The sequence below is a fragment of the Brachybacterium sp. YJGR34 genome (genome assembly GCF_003347015.1).
Lineage (GTDB): Bacteria > Actinomycetota > Actinomycetes > Actinomycetales > Dermabacteraceae > Brachybacterium.
In genome coordinates this window covers 74,848-99,258 of record NZ_PNFB01000007.1, presented here as the reverse complement: position 1 = coordinate 99,258, position 24,411 = coordinate 74,848, and the positions used below count along the sequence as shown (strand labels likewise).

Annotated in this window: 26 protein-coding genes and 1 tRNA gene; 14 read left to right on the top strand and 13 right to left on the bottom strand. The window is 72.4% G+C overall.

The window, feature by feature from the left end:
- Positions 1–170: 170 nt before the first annotated feature.
- The 6 genes from CXH06_RS08640 (at position 171) to CXH06_RS08615 (ending at position 5,488) form a co-directional block, all read left to right on the top strand.
- Complete coding sequence (locus tag CXH06_RS08640) at positions 171–833, top strand: TetR/AcrR family transcriptional regulator (protein WP_114854772.1); 663 nt, start codon at positions 171–173, stop codon at positions 831–833.
- A 124-nt stretch (positions 834–957) separates the two neighbouring features.
- Positions 958–1,758, top strand: coding sequence for a GH25 family lysozyme (locus CXH06_RS08635; RefSeq protein ID WP_114854771.1), 801 nt, complete (start codon positions 958–960; stop codon positions 1,756–1,758).
- A 67-nt stretch (positions 1,759–1,825) separates the two neighbouring features.
- Positions 1,826–2,596 (top strand): queuosine precursor transporter, encoded by a 771-nt coding sequence (locus CXH06_RS08630; RefSeq protein WP_114854832.1) that lies wholly within the window; start codon positions 1,826–1,828, stop codon positions 2,594–2,596.
- Between the two features lie 120 nt (positions 2,597–2,716).
- Entirely contained in the window at positions 2,717–4,087 is a 1,371-nt protein-coding gene (locus tag CXH06_RS08625) for a multidrug effflux MFS transporter (RefSeq protein ID WP_232820273.1), read from the top strand.
- A gap of 73 nt (positions 4,088–4,160) precedes the next feature.
- Positions 4,161–4,673 (top strand): putative immunity protein, encoded by a 513-nt coding sequence (locus tag CXH06_RS08620; RefSeq protein ID WP_114854770.1) that lies wholly within the window; start codon positions 4,161–4,163, stop codon positions 4,671–4,673.
- 227 nt (positions 4,674–4,900) lie between these two features.
- Entirely contained in the window at positions 4,901–5,488 is a 588-nt protein-coding gene (locus tag CXH06_RS08615) for a dihydrofolate reductase family protein (RefSeq protein ID WP_114854769.1), read from the top strand.
- Between the two features lie 27 nt (positions 5,489–5,515).
- Here the strand turns inward: CXH06_RS08615 and CXH06_RS08610 are convergent, their stop codons facing one another.
- Entirely contained in the window at positions 5,516–6,094 is a 579-nt protein-coding gene (locus CXH06_RS08610) for a hypothetical protein (RefSeq protein WP_114854768.1), read from the bottom strand.
- A gap of 96 nt (positions 6,095–6,190) precedes the next feature.
- On the opposite strand from CXH06_RS08610, the gene CXH06_RS08605 reads away from it, so the two are divergent.
- Positions 6,191–6,964, top strand: a complete 774-nt coding sequence (locus CXH06_RS08605) for a hypothetical protein (RefSeq protein WP_114854767.1) — start codon at positions 6,191–6,193, stop codon at positions 6,962–6,964.
- On the opposite strand, the gene CXH06_RS08600 is transcribed toward CXH06_RS08605, so the two are convergent.
- Genes CXH06_RS08600 through CXH06_RS08590 form a run of 3 tightly spaced genes read right to left on the bottom strand, consistent with a single transcriptional unit; the run spans position 6,930 to position 10,753 of the window.
- Entirely contained in the window at positions 6,930–7,688 is a 759-nt protein-coding gene (locus tag CXH06_RS08600; RefSeq protein ID WP_114854766.1) for an ABC transporter ATP-binding protein, read from the bottom strand. The genes CXH06_RS08605 and CXH06_RS08600 overlap by 35 nt on opposite strands.
- A gap of 13 nt (positions 7,689–7,701) precedes the next feature.
- Entirely contained in the window at positions 7,702–10,068 is a 2,367-nt protein-coding gene (locus CXH06_RS08595; protein ID WP_114854765.1) for an FtsX-like permease family protein, read from the bottom strand.
- Between the two features lie 52 nt (positions 10,069–10,120).
- Positions 10,121–10,753, bottom strand: coding sequence for an HAD-IA family hydrolase (locus CXH06_RS08590; RefSeq protein ID WP_114854764.1), 633 nt, complete (start codon positions 10,751–10,753; stop codon positions 10,121–10,123).
- A gap of 65 nt (positions 10,754–10,818) precedes the next feature.
- Between CXH06_RS08590 and CXH06_RS08585 the strand changes: the two genes are divergently transcribed.
- Both CXH06_RS08585 and CXH06_RS08580 read left to right on the top strand, forming a co-directional pair.
- Positions 10,819–11,622: a TSUP family transporter gene (locus tag CXH06_RS08585; RefSeq protein ID WP_114854763.1), complete on the top strand. Its 804-nt coding sequence runs from the start codon at positions 10,819–10,821 to the stop codon at positions 11,620–11,622.
- Positions 11,623–11,719: 97 nt separating this feature from the next.
- Positions 11,720–12,649, top strand: coding sequence for a PAC2 family protein (locus CXH06_RS08580; protein ID WP_114854762.1), 930 nt, complete (start codon positions 11,720–11,722; stop codon positions 12,647–12,649).
- 32 nt (positions 12,650–12,681) lie between these two features.
- On the opposite strand, the gene CXH06_RS08575 is transcribed toward CXH06_RS08580, so the two are convergent.
- Positions 12,682–13,494: a transglutaminase family protein gene (locus tag CXH06_RS08575; RefSeq protein WP_114854761.1), complete on the bottom strand. Its 813-nt coding sequence runs from the start codon at positions 13,492–13,494 to the stop codon at positions 12,682–12,684.
- A 235-nt stretch (positions 13,495–13,729) separates the two neighbouring features.
- On the opposite strand from CXH06_RS08575, the gene CXH06_RS08570 reads away from it, so the two are divergent.
- The 3 genes from CXH06_RS08570 to CXH06_RS08560 are packed head-to-tail and all read left to right on the top strand — an operon-like array spanning position 13,730 to position 16,553.
- The gene (locus CXH06_RS08570; RefSeq protein WP_114854760.1) at positions 13,730–14,875 is read left to right on the top strand and encodes a Gfo/Idh/MocA family protein; all 1,146 of its coding nucleotides are present in this window, start codon (positions 13,730–13,732) and stop codon (positions 14,873–14,875) included.
- 38 nt (positions 14,876–14,913) lie between these two features.
- Positions 14,914–15,915, top strand: coding sequence for a sugar phosphate isomerase/epimerase (locus CXH06_RS08565; protein WP_114854759.1), 1,002 nt, complete (start codon positions 14,914–14,916; stop codon positions 15,913–15,915).
- A gap of 8 nt (positions 15,916–15,923) precedes the next feature.
- Positions 15,924–16,553: a TIGR03085 family metal-binding protein gene (locus CXH06_RS08560; protein ID WP_114854758.1), complete on the top strand. Its 630-nt coding sequence runs from the start codon at positions 15,924–15,926 to the stop codon at positions 16,551–16,553.
- 16 nt (positions 16,554–16,569) lie between these two features.
- Here the strand turns inward: CXH06_RS08560 and CXH06_RS08555 are convergent, their stop codons facing one another.
- Positions 16,570–17,589: a methyltransferase domain-containing protein gene (locus CXH06_RS08555; protein ID WP_114854757.1), complete on the bottom strand. Its 1,020-nt coding sequence runs from the start codon at positions 17,587–17,589 to the stop codon at positions 16,570–16,572.
- A gap of 93 nt (positions 17,590–17,682) precedes the next feature.
- On the opposite strand from CXH06_RS08555, the gene CXH06_RS08550 reads away from it, so the two are divergent.
- Positions 17,683–18,474 (top strand): ParA family protein, encoded by a 792-nt coding sequence (locus tag CXH06_RS08550; RefSeq protein ID WP_114854756.1) that lies wholly within the window; start codon positions 17,683–17,685, stop codon positions 18,472–18,474.
- Between the two features lie 79 nt (positions 18,475–18,553).
- On the opposite strand, the gene CXH06_RS08545 is transcribed toward CXH06_RS08550, so the two are convergent.
- The 6 genes from CXH06_RS08545 to CXH06_RS08520 all read right to left on the bottom strand — a co-directional run bounded on the left by CXH06_RS08545 (position 18,554) and on the right by CXH06_RS08520 (position 22,606).
- On the bottom strand, positions 18,554–19,138 hold the full coding sequence (locus tag CXH06_RS08545; RefSeq protein ID WP_114854755.1) for a MerR family transcriptional regulator: 585 nt from the start codon (positions 19,136–19,138) through the stop codon (positions 18,554–18,556).
- A gap of 176 nt (positions 19,139–19,314) precedes the next feature.
- Complete coding sequence (locus tag CXH06_RS08540) at positions 19,315–19,944, bottom strand: MerR family transcriptional regulator (protein WP_232820272.1); 630 nt, start codon at positions 19,942–19,944, stop codon at positions 19,315–19,317.
- Between the two features lie 67 nt (positions 19,945–20,011).
- Positions 20,012–20,455 (bottom strand): FHA domain-containing protein, encoded by a 444-nt coding sequence (locus CXH06_RS08535; RefSeq protein ID WP_114854753.1) that lies wholly within the window; start codon positions 20,453–20,455, stop codon positions 20,012–20,014.
- Between the two features lie 125 nt (positions 20,456–20,580).
- A complete protein-coding gene (locus tag CXH06_RS08530) occupies positions 20,581–21,333 on the bottom strand; it encodes a DUF881 domain-containing protein (RefSeq protein WP_114854752.1) in 753 nt (250 codons plus the stop codon).
- Positions 21,330–21,662 carry a small basic family protein gene (locus CXH06_RS08525; protein ID WP_114854751.1) on the bottom strand — a complete coding sequence of 111 codons (333 nt, stop codon included), beginning with the start codon at positions 21,660–21,662 and terminating at the stop codon, positions 21,330–21,332. Before CXH06_RS08525 ends, CXH06_RS08530 begins: the two co-directional genes overlap by 4 nt.
- Positions 21,659–22,606, bottom strand: coding sequence for a DUF881 domain-containing protein (locus tag CXH06_RS08520; protein WP_114854750.1), 948 nt, complete (start codon positions 22,604–22,606; stop codon positions 21,659–21,661). Before CXH06_RS08520 ends, CXH06_RS08525 begins: the two co-directional genes overlap by 4 nt.
- Positions 22,607–22,814: 208 nt before the next feature.
- On the opposite strand from CXH06_RS08520, the gene CXH06_RS08515 reads away from it, so the two are divergent.
- Positions 22,815–22,888, top strand: a tRNA-Pro gene (locus CXH06_RS08515).
- 139 nt (positions 22,889–23,027) lie between these two features.
- On the opposite strand, the gene CXH06_RS08510 is transcribed toward CXH06_RS08515, so the two are convergent.
- Entirely contained in the window at positions 23,028–24,404 is a 1,377-nt protein-coding gene (locus tag CXH06_RS08510) for an NAD-dependent succinate-semialdehyde dehydrogenase (RefSeq protein WP_114854749.1), read from the bottom strand.
- Between the last annotated feature and the right edge of the window lie 7 nt (positions 24,405–24,411).

Here is a 24,411-nt window from a genome sequence, read left to right as displayed (position 1 = left end):
CTCCAGGACGGGCGCGGGCGGGAACGGCGCGGGCGAGGACGCAGGGCCCGTTCGAGACACCCCTGCATTCGATACGCGAGTGTATCGATGGGATACTGTCGGCGCACACGGCGACCCCCGACGGGGGAGGGCCGGTGAGCGAGACCACACGCCGACCGTTCCGAGGACCCATGACCGAGCTGTTCGAGCCCCTGCCCGCCTCCGCCGGGACGCGGCGCCGGGAGAACACCCGCACCAAGCTCGTGCGGGCCTCGCTCGACGTCTTCGTGGAGAAGGGCATCGACGGAGCCACGGTCGACGACCTGGTCCGCGCCGCCGGGTTCACGCGCGGTGCGTTCTACTCGAGCTTCTCCAGCAAGGAGGAGGTGTTCACCGCGCTGTTCGCCTCGGTGACGGAGCAGATGCTGGCCATCGTCGACGAATCGGTCGTCCGCGCCCACCAGGAGGTGGAGCCCTCGCCGAACGCAGACGACGCGCTCGACGACGCCGCGGTGATGGTGGCCGTCTTCGAGGGGATCCGCCCCTTCGGCCGGCAGTGGTACCTCCTGTACTCCGACGCGATCGCCCGGTCGCTGCGCGACGAGGAGATGCGGGCGGAGCTCGCCGTGCAGCGCGGCCGCCTCCGGGACGAGATCGGCCGCCTGCTGACCGGCTGGGTCGAGGACGAGGGAGGTCGCCTCCTGCTCCCGCCCGAGGATCTCGCCCAGCTCCTGGTGGGCATCTTCGTCGACCTCATGGTGCGCGAGCAGATGGACCAGATCGACATCACCGAGCTGGCAGCGACCACCATCCTGGGGACCCTGCAGGCCTTCGTCGCCCCGCTCGAGGAGTGAGGGCCGGGCGCCTCCGCGACACGCCGACCTCGCGCCCAGGGAGATCTCAGGCGCGTGATCTGCGTACGGTGGCCCCGGTGTGATGCCTGTCGCACCTCGCTTCCCCTCTTCCCCAGGAGACGCCATGTCGTCGTATCGCCCCCGCCATCTCGCCCCCTCCTCCTCCGACCCCGAGCCCACCGGCGCCTCCCGCCGCTCCCTCCTGCGCGGAGGGGTGCTGGGCGCGGCCGCCCTCGGCACCGGCGTCGCCGCACTGGGTCCCGCCGCCGCTCGGGCCGACGGCTTCTTCGGCCAGGACGTCTCCGGCTGGCAGGGGGAGGTGGACTGGGCCGCCCAGCGCGAGATGGGCTCGCGCTTCGCCTACGTCAAGGCCACCGAGGGTCGCTCCTACCGCAGTCCCGCCTTCGACCACCAGTACCTCGGCGCCGGCGGCGCGGGCCTGGTGCGCGGCGGCTACCACTTCGCCCGCCCCGATTCCGGCGGCCCCGAGGAGCAGGTGGACTTCTTCCTCAACAACGGCGGGGGCTGGAGCGCCGACGGCATCACGCTGCCGGGCATGGTCGACCTCGAGGGCTACCACGGGCTGCCCCGCGACTACGGCCTCAGCCAGCAGGAGATGCGGGAGTGGATCCACGGCTTCTCCGTCCGCTACCGCGACCAGGTGGGCCGCCGCCCCGTGCTCTACACCAACCTCCACTGGTGGAACGACGTGGTGGGGGACTGGACGCCGCCGAACTCCCCGCTGTTCCTGGCCTCCTACCACCACGAGACCCCCACCACCATGCCGGGCCGCTGGTGGGCCTGGGAGCTGTGGCAGTACTCGGACAACGGCCCCTTCGCCGGGGACTCGGTGCGCTGGCACGGCAGCGCCGAGGAGTTCGAGCGCTTCGTCACGGACGTCGACTACGACGCCCGCGGCATCTGAGCGCAGGCGCCGGGCCGGACCCCCTCAGGGCGGGGGTCCGGCCCGGCACGCTGTGTACCCTTCCCCGGTGACCACTGCACAGAACACACCACCGCACACAGCCCACTCTGGACGCCCGATCGGCGCCGTCTACGCCGATCGGGGACGCTCGCACTTCGACATCCTGCTCGCCGCCATGGTCGTGGTGGTGATCCTCTCCGGGATCGGCGCTGCCAAGGGAGTCAGCTTCGGAACGATCCCCGGGACCGGCTTCGAGATCATCACCGACGGGGGCTTCTTCCTCTTCCCCCTCGCCTACGTCCTCGGCGACATCATCACCGAGCTGTACGGCCCCGGCGCCGCGCGGCGCGCGATCCTCACCTCCTTCGCCGCGAGCATCCTGGCCTCGATCTCCTATCAGGTGATCATCGCGCTGCCGCCGTTCCCCGATGAGTACGGGCTCGCCAAGCAGGAGGCGCTCGAGCTGGCGCTCGGCCCGGTCTGGATCGTGGTCCTGGCGGGGCTGGTCGGCTTCCTCGCCGGGCAGAGCCTGAACTCCGCCGTGGTCAGCCGCATGAAGCGGCGGACGGGGGAGCGGGGCCTCATCGCGCGCCTGTTCACCTCGAGCGGGCTCGGCGAGCTGGTCGACACCATCCTCTTCTGCTCGATCGCCTCGGTCGCCATCGGCATCACGACCATCGAGCAGTGGGCCGAGTACACGATCCTGGGAGTGCTCTACAAGGTGATCGTGCAGTACGCGATGATCCCCGTGACCTCCGCCGTGATCCGCTGGCTCAAGCGCACCGACCCCACCTACCAGCGGCAGCTGGCCGCCGCGACGGGACCTGGCTCCGACTGAGTCCGAGGGCCCCGCAAGGGTGTCCTGCCGGGGGAGAACCCGCCTACGATAGCGGGATCGAGTCGGGCGCGATCCCAGTGATCCGCCCGGCTCTCTCCATGCACGCTCGAAAGGACCCTCGTGGCTGCCGCCGCCGATCCCGCCTCCTCCGACTCCACCGCCGACGACCTCCCCACCGTCACCGGGCAGATCCCCACCATCACCGGCGCCATCCCGGTCATGGAGGACGAGGCCGATCACGATCAGGCGCATCTGCCCTCCGAGGACGAGCTGCGAGGGACCCGCGGCAAGGTCACCGCCATGGTGATCGTGGTGCTGACCACGCTCAGCGCGATCGGCCCGCTGGCCACCGACATGTACATCCCGGCCTTCCCGGACGTGGCCAACGATCTCGCGACCTCGGCCTCGCGGATGCAGCTGACCATCACGGCTTTCTTCCTGGGGACGGCGAGCGGTCAGGTGGTGGCCGGACCGCTCTCGGACCGCATCGGCCGCCGCGGCCCGCTGCTGCTGGGCATCGTGCTGTGCCTGCTCGCCTCGATCGGCTGCGCCCTCGCCCCGAGCGTCGAGGTGCTGCTGGTGCTGCGCGTGATCCAGGGCATCGGCGGCGGCTTCGGCATGGTGCTGGGACGCGCCGTGCTCATCGACATGACCGACGGCCCCGAGCTGTTCCGGATCATGAACGTCATGCAGGGCGTGGGCGGCGTCGCCCCGATCGTCGCCCCGTTGCTGGGCGGCCTCATCCTGCTGGTCGGCCAGTGGCGGGAGATCTTCTTCGTCATCGCCGCGATGTCGCTGCTCTCGCTGCTGGGGGTGCTGTTCCTGATCCCCGAATCGCTGCCGGTCTCGCGCCGGCACTCCGGGGGCTTCCACACCTTCCTGCGCAACGCCGGAACCCTGCTGCGCCGACGGATCTTCGTCGCGTACATGCTGGTCAACGCCTTCTCCGCCTTCGCGCTCATGGCATACGTCTCCGCCAGCTCCTTCGTGGTCCAGGAGATGCTGGGCTTCACCTCGAGCGAATACTCGGTGAGCTTCGCGATCAACTCCTGCGGCATGATGGCGATGTCGCTGCTCTCGGCGCGCCTGACCCGCACGATCCATCCGCGCCGCCTCATCCGCGTGGGCCTGATCGTGGTGTCGCTGGCGAGCTTCTCGCTCCTGATCGGCAGTCTCTTCCTCGACACCCCGGCCTGGATCGTGCTGCCGGCGTTCTTCTTCACCGTCGCCCCGCAGGGTCTGATCTTCGGCAACGGCGGCGCCCTGGCCAGCAACGAGGCGCGGGAGTTCGCGGGCACAGGATCCGCGATGCTGGGACTGGGCTTCTCCTTCGCCGCGTCCGTCGCCGCGCCGCTGGTGGGCATCGCCGGCACCCACTCGTCCTTGCCGATGGCGATCGCGATGGTGGTCGGGGTGACGATCTCCGGCACCTTCTTCGTGCTGGCCGGGCGGGGGAGCGGCACCCCGAACCCGCACGCCGCGGCGCACTGAGGACCTCTCGTAGGGCTGCGGCGGACCGCACGGGGCGCAGGGGACCGGCGGTGGCACCAGCGATACTGGCGGGATGATCCTGCCCTCGGTGCGCGACCCGCGGATGGTGACGATCCGCCGCGGCGGCACGCTGCGCGACGAGGACCACCACCTGCTGGCCCGCTGGGCGGCCGACTGCGCCGAGCACGTGCTGGAGCTGTTCGAGTCCGAGCATCCGCAGGACCGGCGCCCGCGCGCGGCGATCGAGGCGGCTCGCGCCTGGGCGGACGGCGAGCTGAGCATGATGCGGGCGCGGGCCGCCGGCGGTCATGCGATGGGTGCGGCCCGACCTCTGCGCGGGGCCGCCCGATGCGCCGCCTACGCCGCGGGCCAGGCCGCCTGCGTCGGGCACGTGGCGGAGCACGACCTGGGCGCTGCGGCGTATGCCATCAAGGCGGTGCGGGCTGCGGACGGCCCTGAGGACCGGGAAGCCGGCCGGGCCGAGCGCGACTGGCAGCGCGCGCAGCTGCCGGCGACCATCCGCGACCTGGTGCTCGAGGATCAGCAGCGCCGCGATGCGATCTGCTGGCACGTCTTCACCGCCTGACCCGCCGTCGGTGGTGCACCGAGACAGGACACGGGCGCGATGCGCTCGACGGGCTGGCTCACGGCGCCCCTCTCGACCCCGACACGCGTCGCCGATAATGTACGTTATGTAAAGTACGCGAGCACGCGCCCCTCCCGAGGGCGTCATGAGCGCCCGCGAAGCCGCTGCCCTCGGCGTCGGTCGGTATCGGCTTGAGGTCCCCGCCCGGTGCTGACAGCATCTGTCGGATGATCGGTTCGCAGAACACTCTCCGCGCCGCCGTCTTCCTCGGACTGAGCGTCGACGGGCGCATCGCCCGGCCCGATGGCGATCTCGAATGGCTGATCAGCCGCGGCGCCGCCGCCGGCGACGCCGGCTTCACACCCTTCCTGGAATCGGTCGACGCGCTGGTGATGGGCCGCAAGACCTACGAGGCCATCGCCCCGGAGGAGCACTGGCCCTATCAGGATCGGCCCGTGCACGTGATCAGCACGACCCTCACCACCGACCACGATCCGCGGATCACCGTCCACCGCTCCCCCGAGGCTGCCGTCGATGCGCTGCAGCGGGACGGTCACCAGCGCGTCTACGTCGACGGCGGCGAGACCGTCAGGTGGTTCCTCGCCGCCGAGCTCGTCGACGAGCTCACGCTCTCCCAGGTCCCCGTGCTGATCGGCGACGGCCCCTCGCTCTTCGGGCCTCTCGGAGGCGATGTGCACCTCGAGCACGTCCGCACCGCGGTGCTCGACGGTGGCATGGTCCAGACCACCTACCGCGTCGCAGGTGGACCGATGTCGCCCGCCGCGGAGCAGGCCGGGAACCGCTCGCCGGGCTGATCCTGCCGCGTCGCCGCAGGTGTCGAGTCAGAACGCCGCGACCGCCGCGCTGCCGCCGTCCCACCGGGCGACCAGCCGCACGGTGCCGTCGAGGTCGCCGAGCGTCCGCGCGATCGTGAACGGTGCTCCGTCCAGCAGCTCCTCGGCGCTGGGCGGCACCTCACCCTCGTCGACCTCGAGCGCGAGCGTCACCGTCGGCTCCCGGTGCTCGACCGTGCGCCCCTCGGCATCCACGACCTCGATCCGCGCCTGCTCCTGCTCGCCGCTCAGTGCCCGGCGGAAGCAGTCCAGCGCCACCTCGTCCTGCAGGCCGTCGTACACGAAACGCTGCCCGAGCACCGAGTGCTCCATCGTCCCGACCAGCGCCTCCGCCGCTCCCTCGGCATCCCCGAGCGGCGCGCTACGATAGGTGAGCGGCAGGTGGTAGACGGTCTCACAGAGCTGGACGAGGTGGCATTCGACGCCCACCTCCCCCGCGGGGTCGTCGAAGCGGTAGGCGCCGAGCACCTGCGGCTCCCCCGCCTCTCCCCAGGGCCGGGACTCGAGGAGGGCGCGGAGCATCTCGGGCTTGGACGGGGTGAGCTGGGCCTGATGGAGGATCGCCATGGCACCACGGTAGTCCGTCTTTCGGCAGGACACCGCGCGACGTCGTCCTGGTGAACATCCGTCCAGAACTCACCGACTCGTCATACGCTGTTCACCATGACGACACAGCCGCCCGCGCCGGACGACTATCGCCCCCTCCCGATGCGCCGGATCGCGCTGGGACTGATCGGCCTGGCCCTCGGCATCGTCGTGATCTCCCTGGTCTTCCTCACCGCGCACCAGCGCACCACAGGGCTGCTCTCGCAGAACCTGCACACGGTGTTCTGGTACTTCGACGTGGGGCGGGAGTACAACGTCGCGACCTGGTTCAACTCCGGGCTGTGGCTGCTCATGGGCGTCCTCGCCGTCGCGATCGCGCTCTTCCGGCCGCCGCTGCGTCGTTCCTGGTGGCTGCTGGCGGTGGTGGCGCTGTTCGCCTCGATCGACGAGTACCTCGAGGTGCACGAACGGCTCGATGTGCCCGGCAACCGGCTGATGGAGCGGCTGCCGTTCGACCTCGGGTTCAGCTGGGTCCTGCTCGGGGCCCCGTTGGGCCTCGCGATCGCCCTGCTCCTGCTGCGCCTGGTGCTGTCCCTCCCTTCGCGCGCCCGCGCCGGGATCGTGCTGGGCGGAGCGCTGTTCCTGGTCGGCGCCCTCGGCGTGGAAACCCTCAACGGCCTCGTCCTGGCCCGTCACGACGGCCTCGTGACCAATGCCTTCCTCTACGGGACGATGATCGAGGAGCTGTGCGAGATGAGCGGGCTCTCGATCGCCCTGGCGGCACTCCTGGGCACGGTCCAGCGCGACCGCGTCCAGGGCACCCTGCGCCTGGATCCCGCGGTGCGCCGCAGCACGGTCACCGCTCCCCCACCTGTGCACTTCGTCGCCTGAGCTCCTCCGGAGCATCGGAGTGCCCCCGCTCCCCCAGCACGATCTCGCGATCGATCCGTCCGTCCTCCATCCGGATCACCCGGTGTGCCTGCGCGGCGACCTCGATGTCATGGGTGACCAGCAGGATCGATGTCCCGCTGCGGTTGACCGCGGCGAGGGCGTCGAGCACGGCGCCGGTCGCCTCCGAGTCGAGAGCTCCGGTCGGCTCGTCGGCCAGGAGCACCGGGGGTCGGTTGATCAGCGCGCGGCAGATGGCCGCGCGCTGCAGCTGTCCGCCCGAGGCCTCCGCGACGCCCCGGTCGGCGAGCTCGGCGACGCCGAGCCGGGTCATCAGCTCGCGAGCCCGAGTCAGGATCGCGGAGCGCGGCTCCCGGCGCGCCAGCAGCCCGGGCAGCACCACGTTGTCCAGGAGGGTCAGGTGGCGCAGCAGGTTGATCTGCTGGAACACGATCCCGATCCCGATCAGCCGACGCCGGGCGAGCTCCTTCTCGGTGGCCGTGGTGAGGTCCGCGCCGTCCAGCGAGACGGTGCCGGCATCGGGGCGGTCGAGACCCGCCAGGGAGTGCAGCAGGGTCGATTTCCCGCTCCCGGACGGCCCCATCACGGCCAGGAGCTCGCCGTCGGCGAGGTCGAGGTCGATGCCGTGCAGAACGGTGGACCCGCCGAGCCGCCGCTCGAGGCCGCGGGCTCGCAGGAGGGGTGGGCGGGTGGCGATGGTGGTCATGGCGAGGGGCTCCTCATCCGCTGGTCAGGGTGGTGCGCACCGAAGCGGCGCGCAGGGGCAGGGTGGCGAGCAGGGCGGCCGCGACGACCGCGAGGGCCAGGACCAGGGGCAGGCCCACGCCGGCCAGGAGCGGGCTGGTCACCAGGTCGATCCGGCTGGCGCCCTGGAACAGATGGGCGAGCCCGCCGAACATCACCTCCAGGACCATGTTGAACAGGCCCTGTCCGATGGTCAGCGCTGCGAGCACCCCCAGCGGCACCCCGAGGGCGAGGGCGGCGAGCAGGCGGGTGAGGTACGGGGTCCGCAGATCCCCGATGCCGGCGCCCAGAGCGCGCTGGATCGCGATCTCCTCGGCGTCCGCCGCGAGCCAGAGCCGGGAGATCATGACCGCGAACAGGGCGGCGAGACCGATGGCGGAGAGCACCGCGATCATCGCGGTGGCGGCCATGCGCTCGGCGATCGGTCCGATCTGCTGGTCGTGGACGACGTCCATCTGCTCGATCCGCGCGCCGGGCAGTGCCGCGGCGAGGTCCTCGGCGGTCGCCTCCGCGTCCGTCCCGGGCGCCAGGGCGATCTCGACCGCGGACCACATGATCTGCTCGCCGTCCGTGGGCAGCTGGGCCTTCGCCGTGATCCCTCCGTGGGTGATGTCCTGGTAGGCGCCCACGACGGTGAGCAGGCGACCTTCCTCGCCGACCGCCACCGGCAGCTCCTCCCCCACCACGGCACCGGTCTCGATGAGGGCCAGCAGGGACAGGGCGATCTCGTCCTCCGCGCGCGGCGCGCGGCCCTCGGCATAGGTGACGGGGAGGGTCTCGTGGTCCCCGTTCTCGACCGGCAGGGCGACGGTGGTGCCCTCGGCGGTGTCGACGAGATGCCGGGTGGTGACCCGTCCGATCCGCTGGTCCACCCGGGGGTCGGCGGACGTGCTCGCGAGGGCGGCGCGGTGCAGCTCCTCGCTGCCGGCCCCGGTGTGCTGGATCCCCACCCGCAGATCCACCCCGCCCAGACCCACCTGGGAGGCGAAGCTCGGCGCGGCCAGGGTGGTCGCGGCGCTGATCGGCACGATGACGAGGAAGGAGCAGACGGCGAACACCGTGACGAGCAGGACCGTGCCCCCGCCCCGACGCCGCAGGGCCATCAGTCCCTGGGTCACTCCGGCGGGCAGGGGCGAGCGGTGCAGCCGCAGCCGGCCGGAGGCCGACGCCCTCCGCGCGGCGGGAGGACGCAGCGCGTCCAGGGCGCTGCCCCGCGCGGTGCGGCGCAGCAGGCCGGAGACGATGCCGAGCACCGCGAGGACCAGGCCGGCGGCCACGAGGGCGGGGACCAGGATCACGCCGTCGCCGTCGAGCTCACCGACGTACTCGCGCAGCGGGGAGGACATCACCGGCTCCAGCAGCACCCCGCCCAGCAGCCCGGCCGCCCCGGCGGACACCGCGACGGCACCGTAGACCAGCAGGTACACGCGCCTGATGTCCCGGGCCGGGATGCCGATGGCCGTCATCACGGCGATCTCCCGACGGTCTCGCTGGAGGGCTGTGCGCAGCGCCAGACGCAGGCACAGCAGGCCCACGACCAGCACCATCGCGGCGCCCAGCAGCACCACGGCGGCCACGAGGCCCTCGCTGATCACGGTGAAGAGCAGGAAGCCGGAGCGGTCCAGCATCGGCCCGGCCGTCGGCATCCCGCCCTCCTGGTAGGCGTTGCGGAGCACGGGGATCTCGGTGGTCGGGTCATGGACCCAGAAGCCGATGAGGTGCTCGAGGGACCCGGTGCGCGCGGCGACCTGCGTGAAGTCCTCCTCGCTGACGGCCAGACGCTTCGAGCTCGCGATGGCCGTGTTCATGATGGAGTCCCGGACGAAGCCCGCCACCGTGAGGTCGTGGCGGAAGCCGTCGGGCGCCGTGATGGTCACGACGTCGCCCACCTCGAGGGAGTCCTCGATCCGGTACATCACCGGCAGGTGGATCGTGCCGGGCGCGACCTCGTTCAGCGGATCTCCGTCCAGGTCCAGCAGCAGGTCCCGCTCGTCCCCCGGCACCATGAGCGAGTTCTGCTGCACGCTGTGCTCCTGGCTCCGGCCGTCGAACGCCAGCTGGGCGCCGTCGAGCCCGAGCAGCGGGGTGACCCGGTGCGCGGCGACCTCGGGCCGCGAGGCGGCGAAGTCGTCGACCGTCGCGGGATCGAGCGCACCGGAGTGCATCTGCGCGAGGTGCGGTGCGTCGGCCTGCTGGACCAGGGTCTCCCCCGCCCCGGCGAGGCGTGTGATGAGGGCGGCGCCCGCACAGGCGAGCAGCACCGAGAGCGTCAGCAGCGCCGCCAGGGTCGCCGCGACCGCTCGATCTCCGCGCAGCGTGCGCCGCGCCATCCTCAGCAGCATGCCCGGCCCCTCCCCGTGGGGCACCGCCCGTCGCGGCGCCGACGCGGCCAGGCTAGGACTGCTCCCGGGCGGTGAACAGGCCGATCAGAGCATCGAGGGAAGGTGTCCGGAGATCCCCCGGAGCCTCCAGGGGGACACCTGGGGTGTGGAGCAGGAAGGCCCTCACCCCGGCGGCGACAGCGGCCTCCACGTCCGCCGGTCGGTCACCGACGGCGAAGCACGCCTCCGGGTTCAGGGCGTGCCGTTCCAGCAGCGCGCGGATCATCGAGGGCGAGGGCTTGCGGGCGTACCCGTCGCCGGGGCACACCAGATCGTCGATCGGGAGCTCGAGGGCGTCGATCAGGGCGAGCGCGCTGGCACGGTCGCGGTGGGTGGCCACGAGGTTCAGCCCGTCGGCTCCGCGCACGGCCGCCAGCAGCGCGCGGGCGCCTGCCATGACCGGCGGCGGACGGTGGGTCCACAGCTCCTTGGTCTGCTCGTAGGCCGCTCGGAGGTGAGCGGCGGGCACGCCGTGGCGCGAGGCGAGGGTGTCGATGGCCCGGGAGCTCGAGACCCGAGTCAGCAGGGCGACCTCGTGCAGCAGCTCCGGGCCGGGCCGCGGGTCGATCGCCCCGGCGAGCGCCCGGTCGACGTCGGGGTAGGTGTCCACGAGGGTCCCGCCCAGGTCCCAGATCATCGCGCGCATGAGCGCAGTGTGACAGCTCGCGCGTCGATTCGCCGCTCGCCTCCCGCGCGGTGTTCACTGCTCGTGTGCCCCTGATCGACGAGCTGCTGCAGCTCTCCGTCCCCGTGCTCCTCCTGCTCGTGGGGGCGGCCTTCGTGGCGGGCTGGGTGGATGCCGTCGTCGGCGGCGGCGGGCTGATCCAGCTGCCGGCGATGCTCACCGCGCTGCCGGCGGAGGCCTCGACCGGGACGGTGCTGGGCACCAACAAGGTCCCCTCCGCGGCAGGGACCGCGGTCTCGACCTGGACCTACATCCGCCGGATCACCCCGGTGGCGGCGACGGTGGTGCCGCTGGTGGTCTGCGCGCTCCTGGGCAGCTCCGCCGGGGCCGCGATGGCCTCGCTGATCCCGCGGCCCTGGCTCTCCCCCGTCGTGCTGGTCGCCGTGGTGGCGGTGGGGCTCTACACGCTGCTGCGCCCCGCGATGGGACTCGAGCACGCGCCGCGGCACACCGGCCGCGCGCATGCCGTGCGCGCCGGCGGGATCGGCGCCGCGGTGGGCGTGTACGACGGGATGCTGGGCCCGGGGACCGGGAGCTTCTTCCTCATCGCGATGGTCGCCGTGCTCGGGTACGGGTTCCTCGAGGCGAGCGTGCACGCGAAGCTCGCGAACCTCACCACCAACGTCGGCGCCCTGCTGGTCTTCGGTCTGCAGGGCGAGGTGTGGTGGGCGCTCGGAGCGCTCATGGCCCTGGCCAACGTGCTCGGGGGCTTCCTCGGGGCGACGCTCGCGCTCCGCCTCGGCTCGCGCTTCGTGCGGATCGTCTTCCTCGTCGTCTCCGGCGTCCTGGCGGTGCGGCTCGCGATCGACTCCGTGGCGCTGTTCACCTGAGCGTCGACGGCGGAGGGAATAGTCCCAGCGCACGCACCGTTGAAGGGGGCGTCACCATCCGCCGCCCGGTCCGGCGGCCCGTTGCCCGGAGGTCATCATGGATCCCACGTCACTGTTCAGCTACGAGCGCCATGTCGATTCGCGAGCCCTGCACGGACGCACGCTCCTGGTCACGCTCGGGGCGTTCAGCGATGCCGGCGGCGCACAGGACCTCATCGACGACCACGTCCTGAACACCCTGCCCAGCCGCGTGGTGGGCCGGCTGGACATCGACCAGGTCTACGACTACGCCGGGCAGCGCCCGGAGGTGACCCTCGAGCTCGACCACTTCGAGGACTACCGTCGGCCCGAGATCCTGCTGCACGAGGTCACCGGCACCGACGGGGAGACCTTCTTCCTGCTCACCGGCCCGGAGCCGTCCTTCCAGTGGGAGCGCGTCGCCCAGGCGCTGCGCATCGTGGTGGACCAGCTGGGCATCGAGCGCACGCTGCTGGTGCAGGGCTTCCCCGCACCGGTCCCCCACACCCGCGAGCTGCCCGTGACGCGCTTCGCGGGCTCCCCGGACTCGATCGCGGTGCGCCGCACCATGCCGGGCACCTTCCGCCTGCGGTCGCCGTTCACGGCGCTGCTCACGCTCCGCCTGGCCGAGGCCGACCACGAGGTGGTGGGCCTGGTGGTGCACGTGCCGCAGTACCTGCACGAGATGTCCTATCCCGATGCCGCGATCGCGCTGCTCAGCGCCGTCGGCCAGGAGAACGGCCCCCATCTCCCGCTCGATGCGCTCGAGGCCCAGGCCGCGCCGGTGCGCGAGGCCGTCGCCGCCCAGATCGGCGCGGCCCCGCAGCTGCAGGAGATGGTCGCGGAGCTCGAGCAGCGCTTCGACCGGATGATCACCGCCGGCGGCGGCGCGGAGGTCCCGACGGCCGACGACATCGCCGCCGAGGTCGAGCAGTATCTCGCGGGCTTCGCCGAGGATCCCTCCGCGGAGGAGGACGACACCCCGGAAGACGGCGGCCCCGCGCTCTGAGGCCGAGGGCTCGGCGCAGGGGCCCCAGCGGTTCAGCGCAGCGAGATCGGCTCCGTCACCGGGCGCCCCGGCGCCGGGTCCGCGACGGCCCGGACGCGGGAGCCGGTCAGCGTGACGTCGCCGGCGAGGGTGGTCAGGTGGGCGGTGTCCGCCGCGTCCCGACCCGTCGAGATCGGCACCATCGCCTCCCGCGGCGCCAGGCCGGTCGCGTCCAGCACCAGCCACCGGCCGTCGATCAGCGCCTCGACCACCAGGTGGAAGTCCATCGGATCCAGACCCGGGGCGTACACCGTGGTGCAGCGGGCGGGGATGCCGGCGGCGCGCAGCAGGGTCGCGGTGAGGTGCGCGAAGTCGCGGCAGACGCCGCGCCGGGCGAGGTAGCTGGTGTACGCGCAATGGCGGATCGAGCTGGATCCGGGCACGTACTCCAGGTGCCCGTGCACCCAGTCGACGACCGCGCGGGCCGCGAGGATCCCGCGGCGCCGCCCCACCACCTCCTGGGAGAGCGCCGCGAACCGCCCGACCTCGCAGTAGCGGGAGGAGCGCAGATGCTCCGACGCGGTGATCTCCGCGACCCGTGGCGACGGCCCTCGGTTCGTGACGCGGGCGCCGTAGCGGATCTCCACCGTGCCCGCCGGCAGGTCGCGCACGCGGTGCAGCCGGTTGCCGAAGCGGTCGCGGGCCTCCGTCACCGGACGCTCGGCACCGCCCGCCCGCACGCTCAGGCTCTCCTCCTCCACCGGCACCCCGGAGACGGCCATCCGCAGAGCGACATCGGTCCCTGCGGCGACCTCGATCCGCATCCACGCCAGCACCCGTCGCTCCACTCCGACAGTGTCCGCCATCCGCACCGCGAGCGGCCCCGCCGCGCCTTTGCCCCGGAGGTGAGACCGGACATAGGGTTGTGAGGGAGTCGACAGCGGCTCGTGGACCCCGGCGACGGAGACGGCGACGTCTTCGCGGCCGTCTCCCGCTCGCGCGACGCTCCACCGGACCCTGCGGGATCAGGGGCCGAGCGCCCCGCCGCCTCCCGGCCCCCATACCCGAGAACCACCCCTGATGAGAAGGACACCCCGCACCATGACGGACACCCCTGCCCGCCCGCTCGGCATCGCGATGATCGGATATGCCTTCATGGGCCGCGCCCATTCCCAGGCGTGGCGCACCGTCGCCGCCGCCTTCGACGTCCCCGAGATCGCACGCCGTGTGATCGTGGGGCGCGACGAGGACGCGGTGGCCGAGGCCGCGCACCGACTGGACTGGGAGGAGCACTCCACCGACTGGCGGGCGGTGATCGCGCGCGAGGACATCGACGTCGTGGACATCTGCACTCCCGGGTTCCTGCACGCCGAGATCGCGATCGCGGCGCTCGAGGCGGGCAAGCACGTGCTGTGCGAGAAGCCGCTGGCCAATGACACCGCCGAGGCCGAGGCGATGGTCCGCGCCGCGGAGGCCGCGACCGCCCGCGGCCAGGTCGCGGCGCTGGGCTTCACCTACCGCCGGATCCCGGCGCTGGCCCTGGCACGGCAGTTCGTCCAGGACGGGAAGCTGGGCGAGATCCGCCAGCTGCGCGCCGCCTACCTGCAGGACTGGCTCGTCGACGCCGAGGCTCCGATGAGCTGGAGGCTGCGCAAGGAGTCCGCCGGCTCCGGGGCGCTGGGGGACATCGGCTCCCACGCCATCGATCAGATCCAGCACCTCGCGGGACAGCGCGTCACCGCGGTGCGCGGGCGCCTGGCCACGCTGGTGCCGGAGCGTCCGGGGCCGGACGGCCCGGAGCCGGTCACGGTCGACGACGCCGCCTGGGCGAGCCTCGAGCTGGACGGCGGAGCCGTGGCCTCCGTCGAGGTCTCCCGCATGGCGACCGGTGCGAAGAACCAGCTCACGGTCGAGGTGTACGGCACCCGCGGCGCGCTCCGCTTCGATCTCGAGAACCCCAACGAGCTGTGGTTCCTCGACGCCACCGCCCCGATCGCCCAGCAGGGCTACACGCGCGTGCTCGTCACCGAGCCCGAGCACCCCTATCTCGAGGCCTGGTGGCCGCAGGGCCACGTGCTGGGCTGGGAGAACGCCTTCAGCAACCAGGCCCGCGACCTGCTGGTCGCGATCCGGGACGGCCAGGACGCGCCCTACTCCCCCAGCTTCCGGGACGGCCTGGACCTCCAGCGCGTGCTGGACGCGGTCATCGCCTCCGACGCCGCCGACGGCGCGACGATCACCCTCTGACCCCTCCCGACGCCCCACCACGAAGGAGACCCCTCACCATGGCTCATCCGCACACCCTGTTCACCGGCCAGTGGGCCGATCTGACGCTCGACGAGGTCGCCGGCCACGCCGCGTCCTTCGGCTACGACGGCCTCGAGATCGCCGTCTCCGGGGAGCACCTGGACGCCTCCCGCTGGGACGACGACGACTACATCGCCGAGCGCCTCGGCATCCTGGAGAAGCACGGGCTGAAGGTCTGGGCGATCTCGAATCATCTCAAGGGCCAGGCCATCTGCGACGACCCGATCGACTTCCGCCACCAGGCGATCGTCGGCTCCGCGGTGTGGGGCGACGGCGATCCCGAGGGGGTCCGGCAGCGTGCCGCCGAGGACATGAAGAACACCGCCCGCCTCGCGCAGAAGCTCGGGGTGGACACCGTCATCGGCTTCACCGGCTCGAAGATCTGGAAGTACGTGGCGATGTTCCCGCCGGTCTCCCAGGACGTCATCGACGACGGATACCGCGACTTCGCCGAGCGCTGGAACCCGATCCTCGACGTCTTCGACGAGTGCGGCGTGCGCTTCGCCCACGAGGTGCATCCCTCGGAGATCGCCTACGACTACTGGACCACCCAGCGCACCCTCGAGGCCGTGGGGCACCGCCCGGCCTTCGGGCTGAACTGGGACCCTTCCCACTTCATGTGGCAGGAGATCGACCCGGTCTCCTTCATCACCGACTTCTCCGACCGGATCTACCACGTGGACTGCAAGGACATCCGCGTGCGCGTCACCGGGCGCAACACCCGCCTGGGATCTCACCTTCCCTGGGGCGACCCGCGCCGGGGCTGGGACTTCGTGTCCTTCGGCCGCGGTGACGTGCCCTGGGACGCCGCCTTCCGCGCGCTGCGGCACATCGGCTACGAGGGTCCGATCTCGATCGAGTGGGAGGACGCCGGTATGGACCGCCTCCACGGCGCGCAGGAGGCGCTCGAGGTGCTGCGCTCCCTGGACTATCCCGTGGCCGAGGGCTCCTTCGACGACGCCTTCAGCAACCAGGGCTGAGGGACGCCGTGACGAGCTCGCGCCCCGCCGATGAGCGCGGGGCCTTCGCCGAGACCTTCCTCGCGCTGGGCCCCGAGGCGCCGACCATCCTCCCCGGCTGGGACGCGCTGGATCTGCTGGAGCATCTCCTGCTGCGCGAGGCGGCGCCGCATCTGATGGTCGGCGCGCTGCTCCCGGGGGCGGTGGGCCGCCGTGCCGTCGCGGCCCGGGAGCAGCTGCGCACCACACCGTGGGAGCAGCTCGTCGGGCGCTTCGCCGACGGTCCCCCGCCCCTGTCCCCCACCGGGCGGGTGGACGCCCTGACCGGCCAGGGCGAGCTGCTGATCCACCACGAGGATCTGCGCCGCGCCCAGGACGGCTGGGAGCCGCGCCGACTCCCCCCGGAGATCAGGGCCGATGCCTGGCGCGCCACGGGACTGATGGCGCGGGCGATGCGGGTGCCGGCCGAGGTCATCCTGGTCTCCCCGCACGCCGGACGCCGGGTGGGCTCGCGCCGTGCCGCGGGCGGCCTGCGCGTGCACGGCGAGGAGATCGAGCTGCTGCTGTGGGTCACCGGACGCGACGAGGTCGCACGCGTGCGGATCGACGGCGACACCGGCGGCCTGCGAGCCCTGGAGGAGGGCCGTCGGGGGTTCTGAGCGCGCCGGCGCGGGATCAGCCGCGCTCGAGCAGGAACAGGCGCGGGTGGTGCCCCTTCTGGAAGAAGCGGTGCTCCTCCCGCAGCCGCCATCCCGCCGGGCGTGCGGCGAGCACACGATGCATCCGTGTGATCTCGTGGGTGAGCACTCCCATCCGCGCGCGCGGCGCGGCGAGCTCCGCGCCGCGCCGCAGCAGGTCCGCGAGCAGCTGCTCGTTCTCCGCGTGCTCCCCATGGAGGGTCCCCCACGGCGGGTTCGTGACCATACGGGTGAAGCCGGGCTCGATCTCCAGCTCGCGCACGTCGCCGATCAGCCAGTCGATCCGGCCCCGTCGCCGCGCGGCGCGCTGGTGGAGGCGCGCCGCGTCGATCGCCGCGGGCTCGAGGTCCGTCCCCACCGCGCGCGCCGGGGCGACATCGTGCAGCTGCTCGATGAGGAAGGTGCCCGATCCGCAGGTCATGTCCAGCACGGAGTCCTCCGCGCCCACCTGCAGCAGGTCCAGCACGGTCGCCGCGATCGTCGCGTTCACGGCACCGGGGTAGTTCACCGTGCGCCAGGCCCGGGTCGCCAGCGGACGGGGCGTGGTGCGCAGCATCACCTGCCAGGTGCCGGGCGCCCCGCCGCGACGCACCCGTGCCACCAGATCGCCCTCGGGATCCGTGCTCACGCCGGTGCGCTCGGCGAGGGCCTCGGCCACGCGGCGCATCTCGGGGGTGTCGGAGCCGGCGGCCTCCAGGCGCAGGCCCTGGAAGCGCTGGCGCGGGCGCTGGCGCTCCACGTCGGCCCACAGCTCCCCCAGCCGCTGCTGGACGGAGGTCTCGAGCAGCTCGCGGGGGCGGCGCGCCGGGACGGTGAGGCCGGTGAACGCCGAGACCACCCGGCGCAGGCCCCGGACCGCGTCGAGGTCGTCGGTGACGAGCGCGAGCTCCGTCGGCCCGACGGTGCGGACGAGGCCGAGGGGCCGCGCCTCCTGCAGCGCGCTGTCCGCGCAGCCCTCGAGCACCTCGAGCACCAGATCGTGGGTGATCCGCGTCATCGTCTCCCCTCTCCGGTCGATGTGAGGACGATCCCCGCAGGTTATCGCCCGTCGCGGCACCGGGAGACCAGGTGCGGTCGGTAGACTCCTCCTGTGTTCATCGTGAGTGTGTGTTCCCTGAAGGGCGGCGTCGGCAAGACGTCCGTGACCCTGGGCCTGGCTTCTGCCGCCCTGCACCAGGGGGTGAACGCGCTCGTGATCGACCTCGATCCCCAGGGCGATTCGACCCTCGGTCTGCTGGGTGAGCCCGCGAGCACCCTCGACATCGCCGAGGTGATGTCCTCTCCCCGCACGGAGACCATCGACCGTGCGATCATCCCCACCCCGTGGGCGGAGGGTGCCTCCTCGCACCTGGACATCATCCCCGGCTCCAACCGCTCCTCGGTGATGGACTCCCCCGCGCCGAGCCCCAAGGACGTGCGCCGGCTGCACGCGGCGCTGGACAAGCGCACCCACCAGTACGACGTGGTGCTCATCGACTGCCCGCCCTCCCTCAACGGTCTGACCCAGATGGCGCTGGCCGCCTCGGACCGCTCCCTGGTGGTCGCCGAGCCCGGCTTCTTCGCGGTGACCGCGGCGGACCGTGCTCTGAAGCTCGCCACCGAGATGCGCGAGGACGGCGTGGCGCCGCGCCTGCAGCCGCTGGGACTGGTCGTCAACCGCTACCGGCCGCGCTCCGTCGAGCACCAGTACCGCCTCGCGGAGCTGCGGGAGCTCTTCGGCGACTCCGTGCTCGAGCCGGTCATCGAGGAGCGGGTGGGGCTGCAGCAGGCCCAGGGCGGCGCCGTGCCGCTGCACCGCTACGAGGGCGCCTCCGGCGCGCGCCTCACCGAGGACTTCGACGCCCTGCTGACCACGGTCATGGACTCGCGCCAGAACTCCTGAGCGGCCGCTCCCCCACCTCGCACGACGACGCGGCGATCCCCTTCCCCGGGGATCGCCGCGTCGTCGTCGGTGGTGGCGCTCAGCCGGCCTGGCGGGAACGGCGGCGCGCGGCCAGCTCGTCCTGCAGGGCGAGGGCGGCGTCGTCCGCCGGATCGACGCCGGGGAGCACGGCGAGGTCGTTCTCCACCTCGCGCCAGACGCGCCCGACGGCGATGCCGAACACGCCCTGGCCGCCCTGGACCAGATCGAACATGTCCTCGGCGGAGGTGCACTCGTAGACGGAGGCGCCGTCGCTCATGAGGGTGATGCCGGCGAGGTCGTCGATCCCGCGCTCGCGCAGCGCGCCGACGGCGATGCGGATCTGCTGCAGGGAGACGCCGGTGTCGAGCAGACGCTTGACGACCTTCAGCACGAGGATGTCGCGGAAGCCGTACAGGCGCTGGCTGCCCGAGCCGTGCGCGGCGCGGACGCCGGGCTCGACCAGACCGGTGCGGGCCCAGTAGTCCAGCTGCCGGTACGTGATGCCCGCGGCCTTGCAGGCGGCCGGGCCTCGGTATCCGAGCTCGCCGGGGGTGTCCACCAGGTCGTCGAAGAGCACGCCCTGGGCGGGCTCAGCAGGCACGGTGGACTGCTCGGTGCGATCGTCGCCGCGGGTGTCGTTCACAGCTGCCTCCGGGTTCCGGCTCTCCGAGGGGGAAGGGCGAGAGCACCTGCCCAGCGTAGCGCGTGGCATGCGGAGTCCGACAGCAACGCGCCGCATGAGGATCACGACGAGATGACGGCCCTCGGTCCGCGCTGACCGCCCGTCCTGCTATCGCTCGCCGGCTCGCCGCAGGTCGATCAGTCCTCCCGCAGCTTGGTGCGCAGCACCGCCCCGTGGAGGGTGATCATCGACTCCCCCAGGTCGCGCGTGAAATCTTCCGCCTCACCGCGCGCCGCGGAGTCCCCGGAGCGGGAGCGGGAGCGGGCCACGGAGCGGATCATGTGGGCCTCGCGCTCGGCGGAGGTCCGCAGCATCACCAGGTGGCGCGGGTGCAGGCCCTCGTCGGCGAGATCCCGGGCGGAGGTCACGATCTCCAGCTCGGTCGCGCTGTAGAAGAGCGCGCCCTCGGCAAGCAGCCCGAACTGCTCGAGCTCGAGGAGGAAGTCCTCGTCCACGGCCGCCTGCCGGGCGAGACCGCGCCGATCCAGCCGCACGGCCTGCAGGGTAGAGCTGGGGCCCGGCAGCGAGGCGATCGAGGTGACCTCGGAGTCGACGCCGTGCTCGAGCAGATGCTCCTTGATGACCTTGAGCGGCCAGAAGCGGTCCCGCTGGGCTCGGAGCACGAACCGCAGCCGGTCCACGTCCTCCCGCGAGTACTTGCGGTAGCCCGCGGCGGTCCGCTCGGGCGTGATCAGCCCCTCGTTCTCGAGGTAGTGGAGCTTGGAGTGCGCGAGCTCGGGGAACTCGTCGCGGAGGATCTCGAGCACCTGCCCGATGCTCAGCCGCGAAGCGGCGGACGGGCTGGGCCTGCGCGATGCGGAGGCCGCCATCGGGTCAGGCCGTCCCGAGGTACGGGTGGTAGGAGAGGCGGTACTTGCCGATCTGCACGTCCTGACCGGCCTGCAGGCGGGCCTCGTCGACCCGGTCCTTGCCGACGTAGGTGCCGTTGAGCGAGCCGAGGTCCCGCACCAGGAAGCCGTCGCCGTCACGGACGAAGGCGGCGTGCTTGCGCGAGACCGTCACGTCGTCGAGGAAGATCTCGCTCTGGGGATGGCGACCGGCGATCGTGGTCTCCGAGTCCAGCAGGAAGCGCGCACCGAGGTTCGGCCCCTTGCGCACGATGAGGAGCGCACTGCGGGGCGGCAGGTTCTCGATCGCCTGGCGGTCCTGGGACGAGAGCCCGGGCTCGCTCTCCTCCACGGGGTCGCTGGGCGAGATCGCGCTCAGCTTCGTCGTGTGGTCGAGACTCTCGTTGTTCCACTCGGTGTTCCCGGACACCTCGCACCCCTTCCTGGCCTGTGCGGACCGTGGACGATGAGCGCCCACGATACGGCCCCTCCATCCTCGCATGCTTCGGGCGCTCCACGGGCCCTCGAGACCGTCGGCGGATCAAGACTTGACGATCACTTGACCACCTCGGTGTGCTCCGGCTCCTCCAGCGGGACGGTCGCCTCGATGCGCACGTCGTCGTCGGCGACCACGGCGAGGGTCCCGCCGTCGGCGGCCACGGAGTCCGCGGCACCGCCGGGGATCCGCAGCGCGGGCTCCATGACGGCGGGGTCCCCGATCGCCCGGACGGTGTAGGGGGCCTCGAGCTCCGTGCCGTCCACCATCAGGGCCCCGTCGTCGGCGGTCGTGACAGCGGTCGAGGCGACCACGCGCACGTCGTCGATCTCGATGACCTCGGCCCCGGCGTTCCGCAGCTCCTGGATCACGCCGAGCAGCGTGGCGCTGCGCACCCCGCCGGCGGGGTCGTCGATGGAGACGACGATGCCGCGGCCCTGGGCGGGGGCCGTGCCGGCCAGGATCTCGAGGTCCTCGAGGCGCTTCTCGGCGGCGCTGCGGGCCGCCTCGTCGCCCTCCTGGCCGGAGGTCAGCGTCTCCAGGGTGTCCTCGAGCTCGGCGTTCTCGACCTCGAGGTCGGCCATGTGCCGGCCCGACTCGTCGAGCAGCCGCACCAGCTCCTGCTGGGAGACGCCGTCGAGGGAGTCGTCGCCCTGGCGCACCTGGGCCGCGATCGAGATCCCGAGCAGCAGGCACAGCAGGCCCACGATGAGCTGGGAGGCGGTCGCCTGCGGCCGCAGGGTCTCGCGCAGGCGCCGCCAGACCTCGCGCTGCTGCTCGGGGCTCTCCGGGGTGCGGGTCCCGTCGCTCATGAGCGGAAGAGCAGGCGCCTGATCGCCGCGGCGTTGGAGAAGATCCGGATGCCGAGCACCACGATCACCGCGGTGGACAGCTGCGCTCCCACCCCCAGCTGGTCCCCGAGGAACACCAGGAACGCGGCGATCGCGACGTTGAACAGGAAGGAGGTGATGAACACGTGGGCGTCGAAGGCGCCGTCGAGGCTCGCCCGCAGGCCGCCCGCGAGGGTGTCGAGCGCGGCGACCACGGCGATGGGGAGGTAGGGCTGGAGGACGGCGGGGACGTCGGGCTGGACGAGCACGCCCAGCACGATGCCCACCACCAATCCGATGATGGCGATCACGGGGTCTCCTCCTCGCTGCCGCTCGGCTCGGCGGCGTCGGTGGCGGCGGAGGACGGGTCGTCCTCCGCCGGCGCGGTCGATTCGTCCTCGGGCACCGTCGCCTCGCGCAGGGAGCCGGGGCTGCGCGCCGGGACGGTGAGCTCCTCGCCGTCCTCCCAGGAGGTGCGGACCCCGAAGCGCGTCGAGATCTCCTCGAGGTACGCGCCGGTCTCGCCGTCGTCGACGGCGGCGTGCAGCTGCTCGGGGTCGCCGAGCGCGGTGATCCGGTAGGGCGGGGAGAGGGGCCGGAAGTCCACCAGCACGGCGGAGCCGGCGGTGCGGATCGCGCTGGTGCTGCTCAGACGCTGACCGTTGACCGCGATCGCCTCGGCGCCGGCGGCCCAGAGGCCGTTGACGGCGATCTGCAGGTCACCGTCGGTCACCCGGTTCACGGTGCCCTCCTCGACGCCCGGGCTCGCCGGCAGCGGCGCGGAGTCGTCGAGGACCAGCACCGTGCCCGGCCCGGTCAGCGCGACCGCGGCCCCGGCGGCCTCGAAGTCGCCGAGCCGCTCCGAGGCCTCGGTGTCGCTGCCCTCGAGCACCGCACCCTGCGCCTCGGCGACCTGGCCCTCGAGGTCCTCCTGCCGGGCCTCGAGCTCGTCCGCCTCCTCGCGGGTCTGGAGCACCTCCTGCTCGAGCAGGGCGCGCGGACTGTCCTCGGCGGCGGCCTCGCGGCGCAGATCGATCACCGCCACGGCGACCGCGAAGCCGAGGACCACCGCGATCAGCAGTGTGATGCTGCGGGTGATCCGGTTGTCCGGCGGAGCGGCCTCCCCCGCCGGATGCTCGTCCTTGCGCAGGGGGTCAACGTCGTAGGGGTTGGCGGTCAGCGCGCGCAGCAGCGACGTCGGCGAGTACGGCGTCTCGCCGTGCGGCGTCGGATGCTTCGGTTCGCTCTCGCGCATGCCGCCAGCGTATCGGCGCCCCGGGGTCCGGGCTGCACCGACCCGCGGGACCCCGGCGAGCGCGGCCCCTGTTCGCACCCGGGCCCCCGCCGAGCCGCTCCCGCACGGAGCTCCCGGTCCGAGTGCCGCAGGTCACGCGCCTGTCGATTCGCTCCCGGGGCACTGCTCGGGGTACAGTTCTTCTCGGTCCTCCTCAGCGGGAGGGTCTCGGGCTGTGGCGCAGCTTGGTAGCGCACCTGACTGGGGGTCAGGGGGTCGCAGGTTCAAATCCTGTCAGCCCGACCGAGACGCAGGCCACCGGATCACACCGGTGACCTGCACTGATAGACCGAGAGGCCCCTGCCGGACGTGTTCCCGGTAGGGGCCTCTCGCTGTGTCCCCTCACCGGCGATGTCACACACCGCGAGGACACACCACTCACTCAGCCCGTCGCGGGCCCCACCCACACCTGCTGGGCGTTGACGAACTCGCGGATGCCGTGCGGCCCCAGCTCCCGGCCGTAGCCGGAGCGATTGATCCCGCCGGAGGGCAGGCGGGGATCGGACTTGACGATCCCGTTGACCGCGACCTGACCGGACTCGATCCGCGGGGCGAGCTGCTCCCCCCGCTCGGCGGAGGTCCACACGCTCGCCCCGAGCCCGTAGACGGTGTCGTTGGCCAGGGCGAGGGCGTGCTCGGCATCGTCGGCGGCCATCACCACGGCGACGGGCCCGAAGGTCTCCTCGACGCAGACGCTCATGCCGGGCTCGACCCCGGTGAGGAGCGTGACCGGGTAGAAGTATCCGGGTCCCTCCGGCAGCTGTCCGCCGAGCTCGCAGGTCGCCCCGGCCGCCACCGACTCCACGACCTGTCGGTGCAGGTTCTCCCGCAGCTCGGCGCGCGCGATCGGCCCGATCTGGGTGGACTCCTGGCGGGGATCGCCGACCACCAGCGCCTCCAGCTGCGCGCGCAGCAGCGCGACGAACTCGTCGTGCACGGAGCGCTCGACGATCACCCGTTTGGCGGCGATGCAGGACTGGCCGGCGTTGATGATCCGCGAGAGGGCCGTGACCTCCGCCGCCCGGCGCAGGTCCGCATCGGCGAGGACCAGGCAGGGATCGGAGCCGCCCAGCTCCAGCACGGTGGGCTTCACCTCGGAGCCCGCGACGGCGGCGACGGCCGCGCCGGCGCGGTCCGAGCCCGTGAAGGAGACCGCGCGGATCCTCGCATCGCGGATCATCCCCTCGACGTCCTCGGTGGCGGCGTGCACGGCCTGGAAGATCCCCTCGGGGGCGCCCGCGGCCCGGAACGCCTCCTCGAGGGCGGTCGCGCAGCCGGGCACGTGCGGATCGTGCTTCATGACGCAGGTGTTCCCGGCCATCAGGGCCGGCGCGCAGAAGCGGAAGGCGATCCAGAACGGGGCGTTCCACGGCAGGATCCCCAGCACCGGGCCGAGCGGCAGGTACTGGACGTAGGACGAGGTCGCGTCCGACGGGAGGTGCTCGGCGGCCAGGTACGCCTCGGCGTGCTCGGCATAGTGCTCGGCGGCCCAGGCGGACTTGTTCACCTCCCCGCGCGCCTCCGTGAGGGGCTTGCCCATCTCCTCGGTCATCACCGGGGCGAGCTCCTCGACGTGCTCGCGCAGATGCGCGGCGACGGCGCGCAGCACCTCGGCGCGGTGGGCGAAGCTCGTGCTGCGCCACGACGCGTAGGCGGCGTCCGCGCGGGCGAGCGCCGCATCGATCTGCTCCGCCGTGGCGGCGGGGACCTCACGGACCACCTGCTCGGTGGTGGGGTCGGTGGCTCTCAGGATGCTCATGACTCTC

Bases quoted from the DNA above. Each gene is read 5' to 3' on its own strand.
- CXH06_RS08640 (WP_114854772.1), top strand. From the start codon at position 171: ATGACCGAGCTGTTCGAGCCCCTGCCCGCCTCCGCCGGGACGCGGCGC.
- CXH06_RS08635 (WP_114854771.1), top strand. From the start codon at position 958: ATGTCGTCGTATCGCCCCCGCCATCTCGCCCCCTCCTCCTCCGACCCC.
- CXH06_RS08620 (WP_114854770.1), top strand. From the start codon at position 4,161: ATGATCCTGCCCTCGGTGCGCGACCCGCGGATGGTGACGATCCGCCGC.
- CXH06_RS08615 (WP_114854769.1), top strand. From the start codon at position 4,901: ATGATCGGTTCGCAGAACACTCTCCGCGCCGCCGTCTTCCTCGGACTG.
- CXH06_RS08610 (WP_114854768.1), bottom strand. From the start codon at position 6,094: ATGGCGATCCTCCATCAGGCCCAGCTCACCCCGTCCAAGCCCGAGATG.
- CXH06_RS08605 (WP_114854767.1), top strand. From the start codon at position 6,191: ATGACGACACAGCCGCCCGCGCCGGACGACTATCGCCCCCTCCCGATG.
- CXH06_RS08600 (WP_114854766.1), bottom strand. From the start codon at position 7,688: ATGACCACCATCGCCACCCGCCCACCCCTCCTGCGAGCCCGCGGCCTC.
- CXH06_RS08595 (WP_114854765.1), bottom strand. From the start codon at position 10,068: ATGCTGCTGAGGATGGCGCGGCGCACGCTGCGCGGAGATCGAGCGGTC.
- CXH06_RS08590 (WP_114854764.1), bottom strand. From the start codon at position 10,753: ATGCGCGCGATGATCTGGGACCTGGGCGGGACCCTCGTGGACACCTAC.
- CXH06_RS08580 (WP_114854762.1), top strand. From the start codon at position 11,720: ATGGATCCCACGTCACTGTTCAGCTACGAGCGCCATGTCGATTCGCGA.
- CXH06_RS08575 (WP_114854761.1), bottom strand. From the start codon at position 13,494: ATGGCGGACACTGTCGGAGTGGAGCGACGGGTGCTGGCGTGGATGCGG.
- CXH06_RS08570 (WP_114854760.1), top strand. From the start codon at position 13,730: ATGACGGACACCCCTGCCCGCCCGCTCGGCATCGCGATGATCGGATAT.
- CXH06_RS08565 (WP_114854759.1), top strand. From the start codon at position 14,914: ATGGCTCATCCGCACACCCTGTTCACCGGCCAGTGGGCCGATCTGACG.
- CXH06_RS08555 (WP_114854757.1), bottom strand. From the start codon at position 17,589: ATGACGCGGATCACCCACGATCTGGTGCTCGAGGTGCTCGAGGGCTGC.
- CXH06_RS08530 (WP_114854752.1), bottom strand. From the start codon at position 21,333: ATGAGCGACGGGACCCGCACCCCGGAGAGCCCCGAGCAGCAGCGCGAG.
- CXH06_RS08520 (WP_114854750.1), bottom strand. From the start codon at position 22,606: ATGCGCGAGAGCGAACCGAAGCATCCGACGCCGCACGGCGAGACGCCG.
- CXH06_RS08510 (WP_114854749.1), bottom strand. From the start codon at position 24,404: ATGAGCATCCTGAGAGCCACCGACCCCACCACCGAGCAGGTGGTCCGT.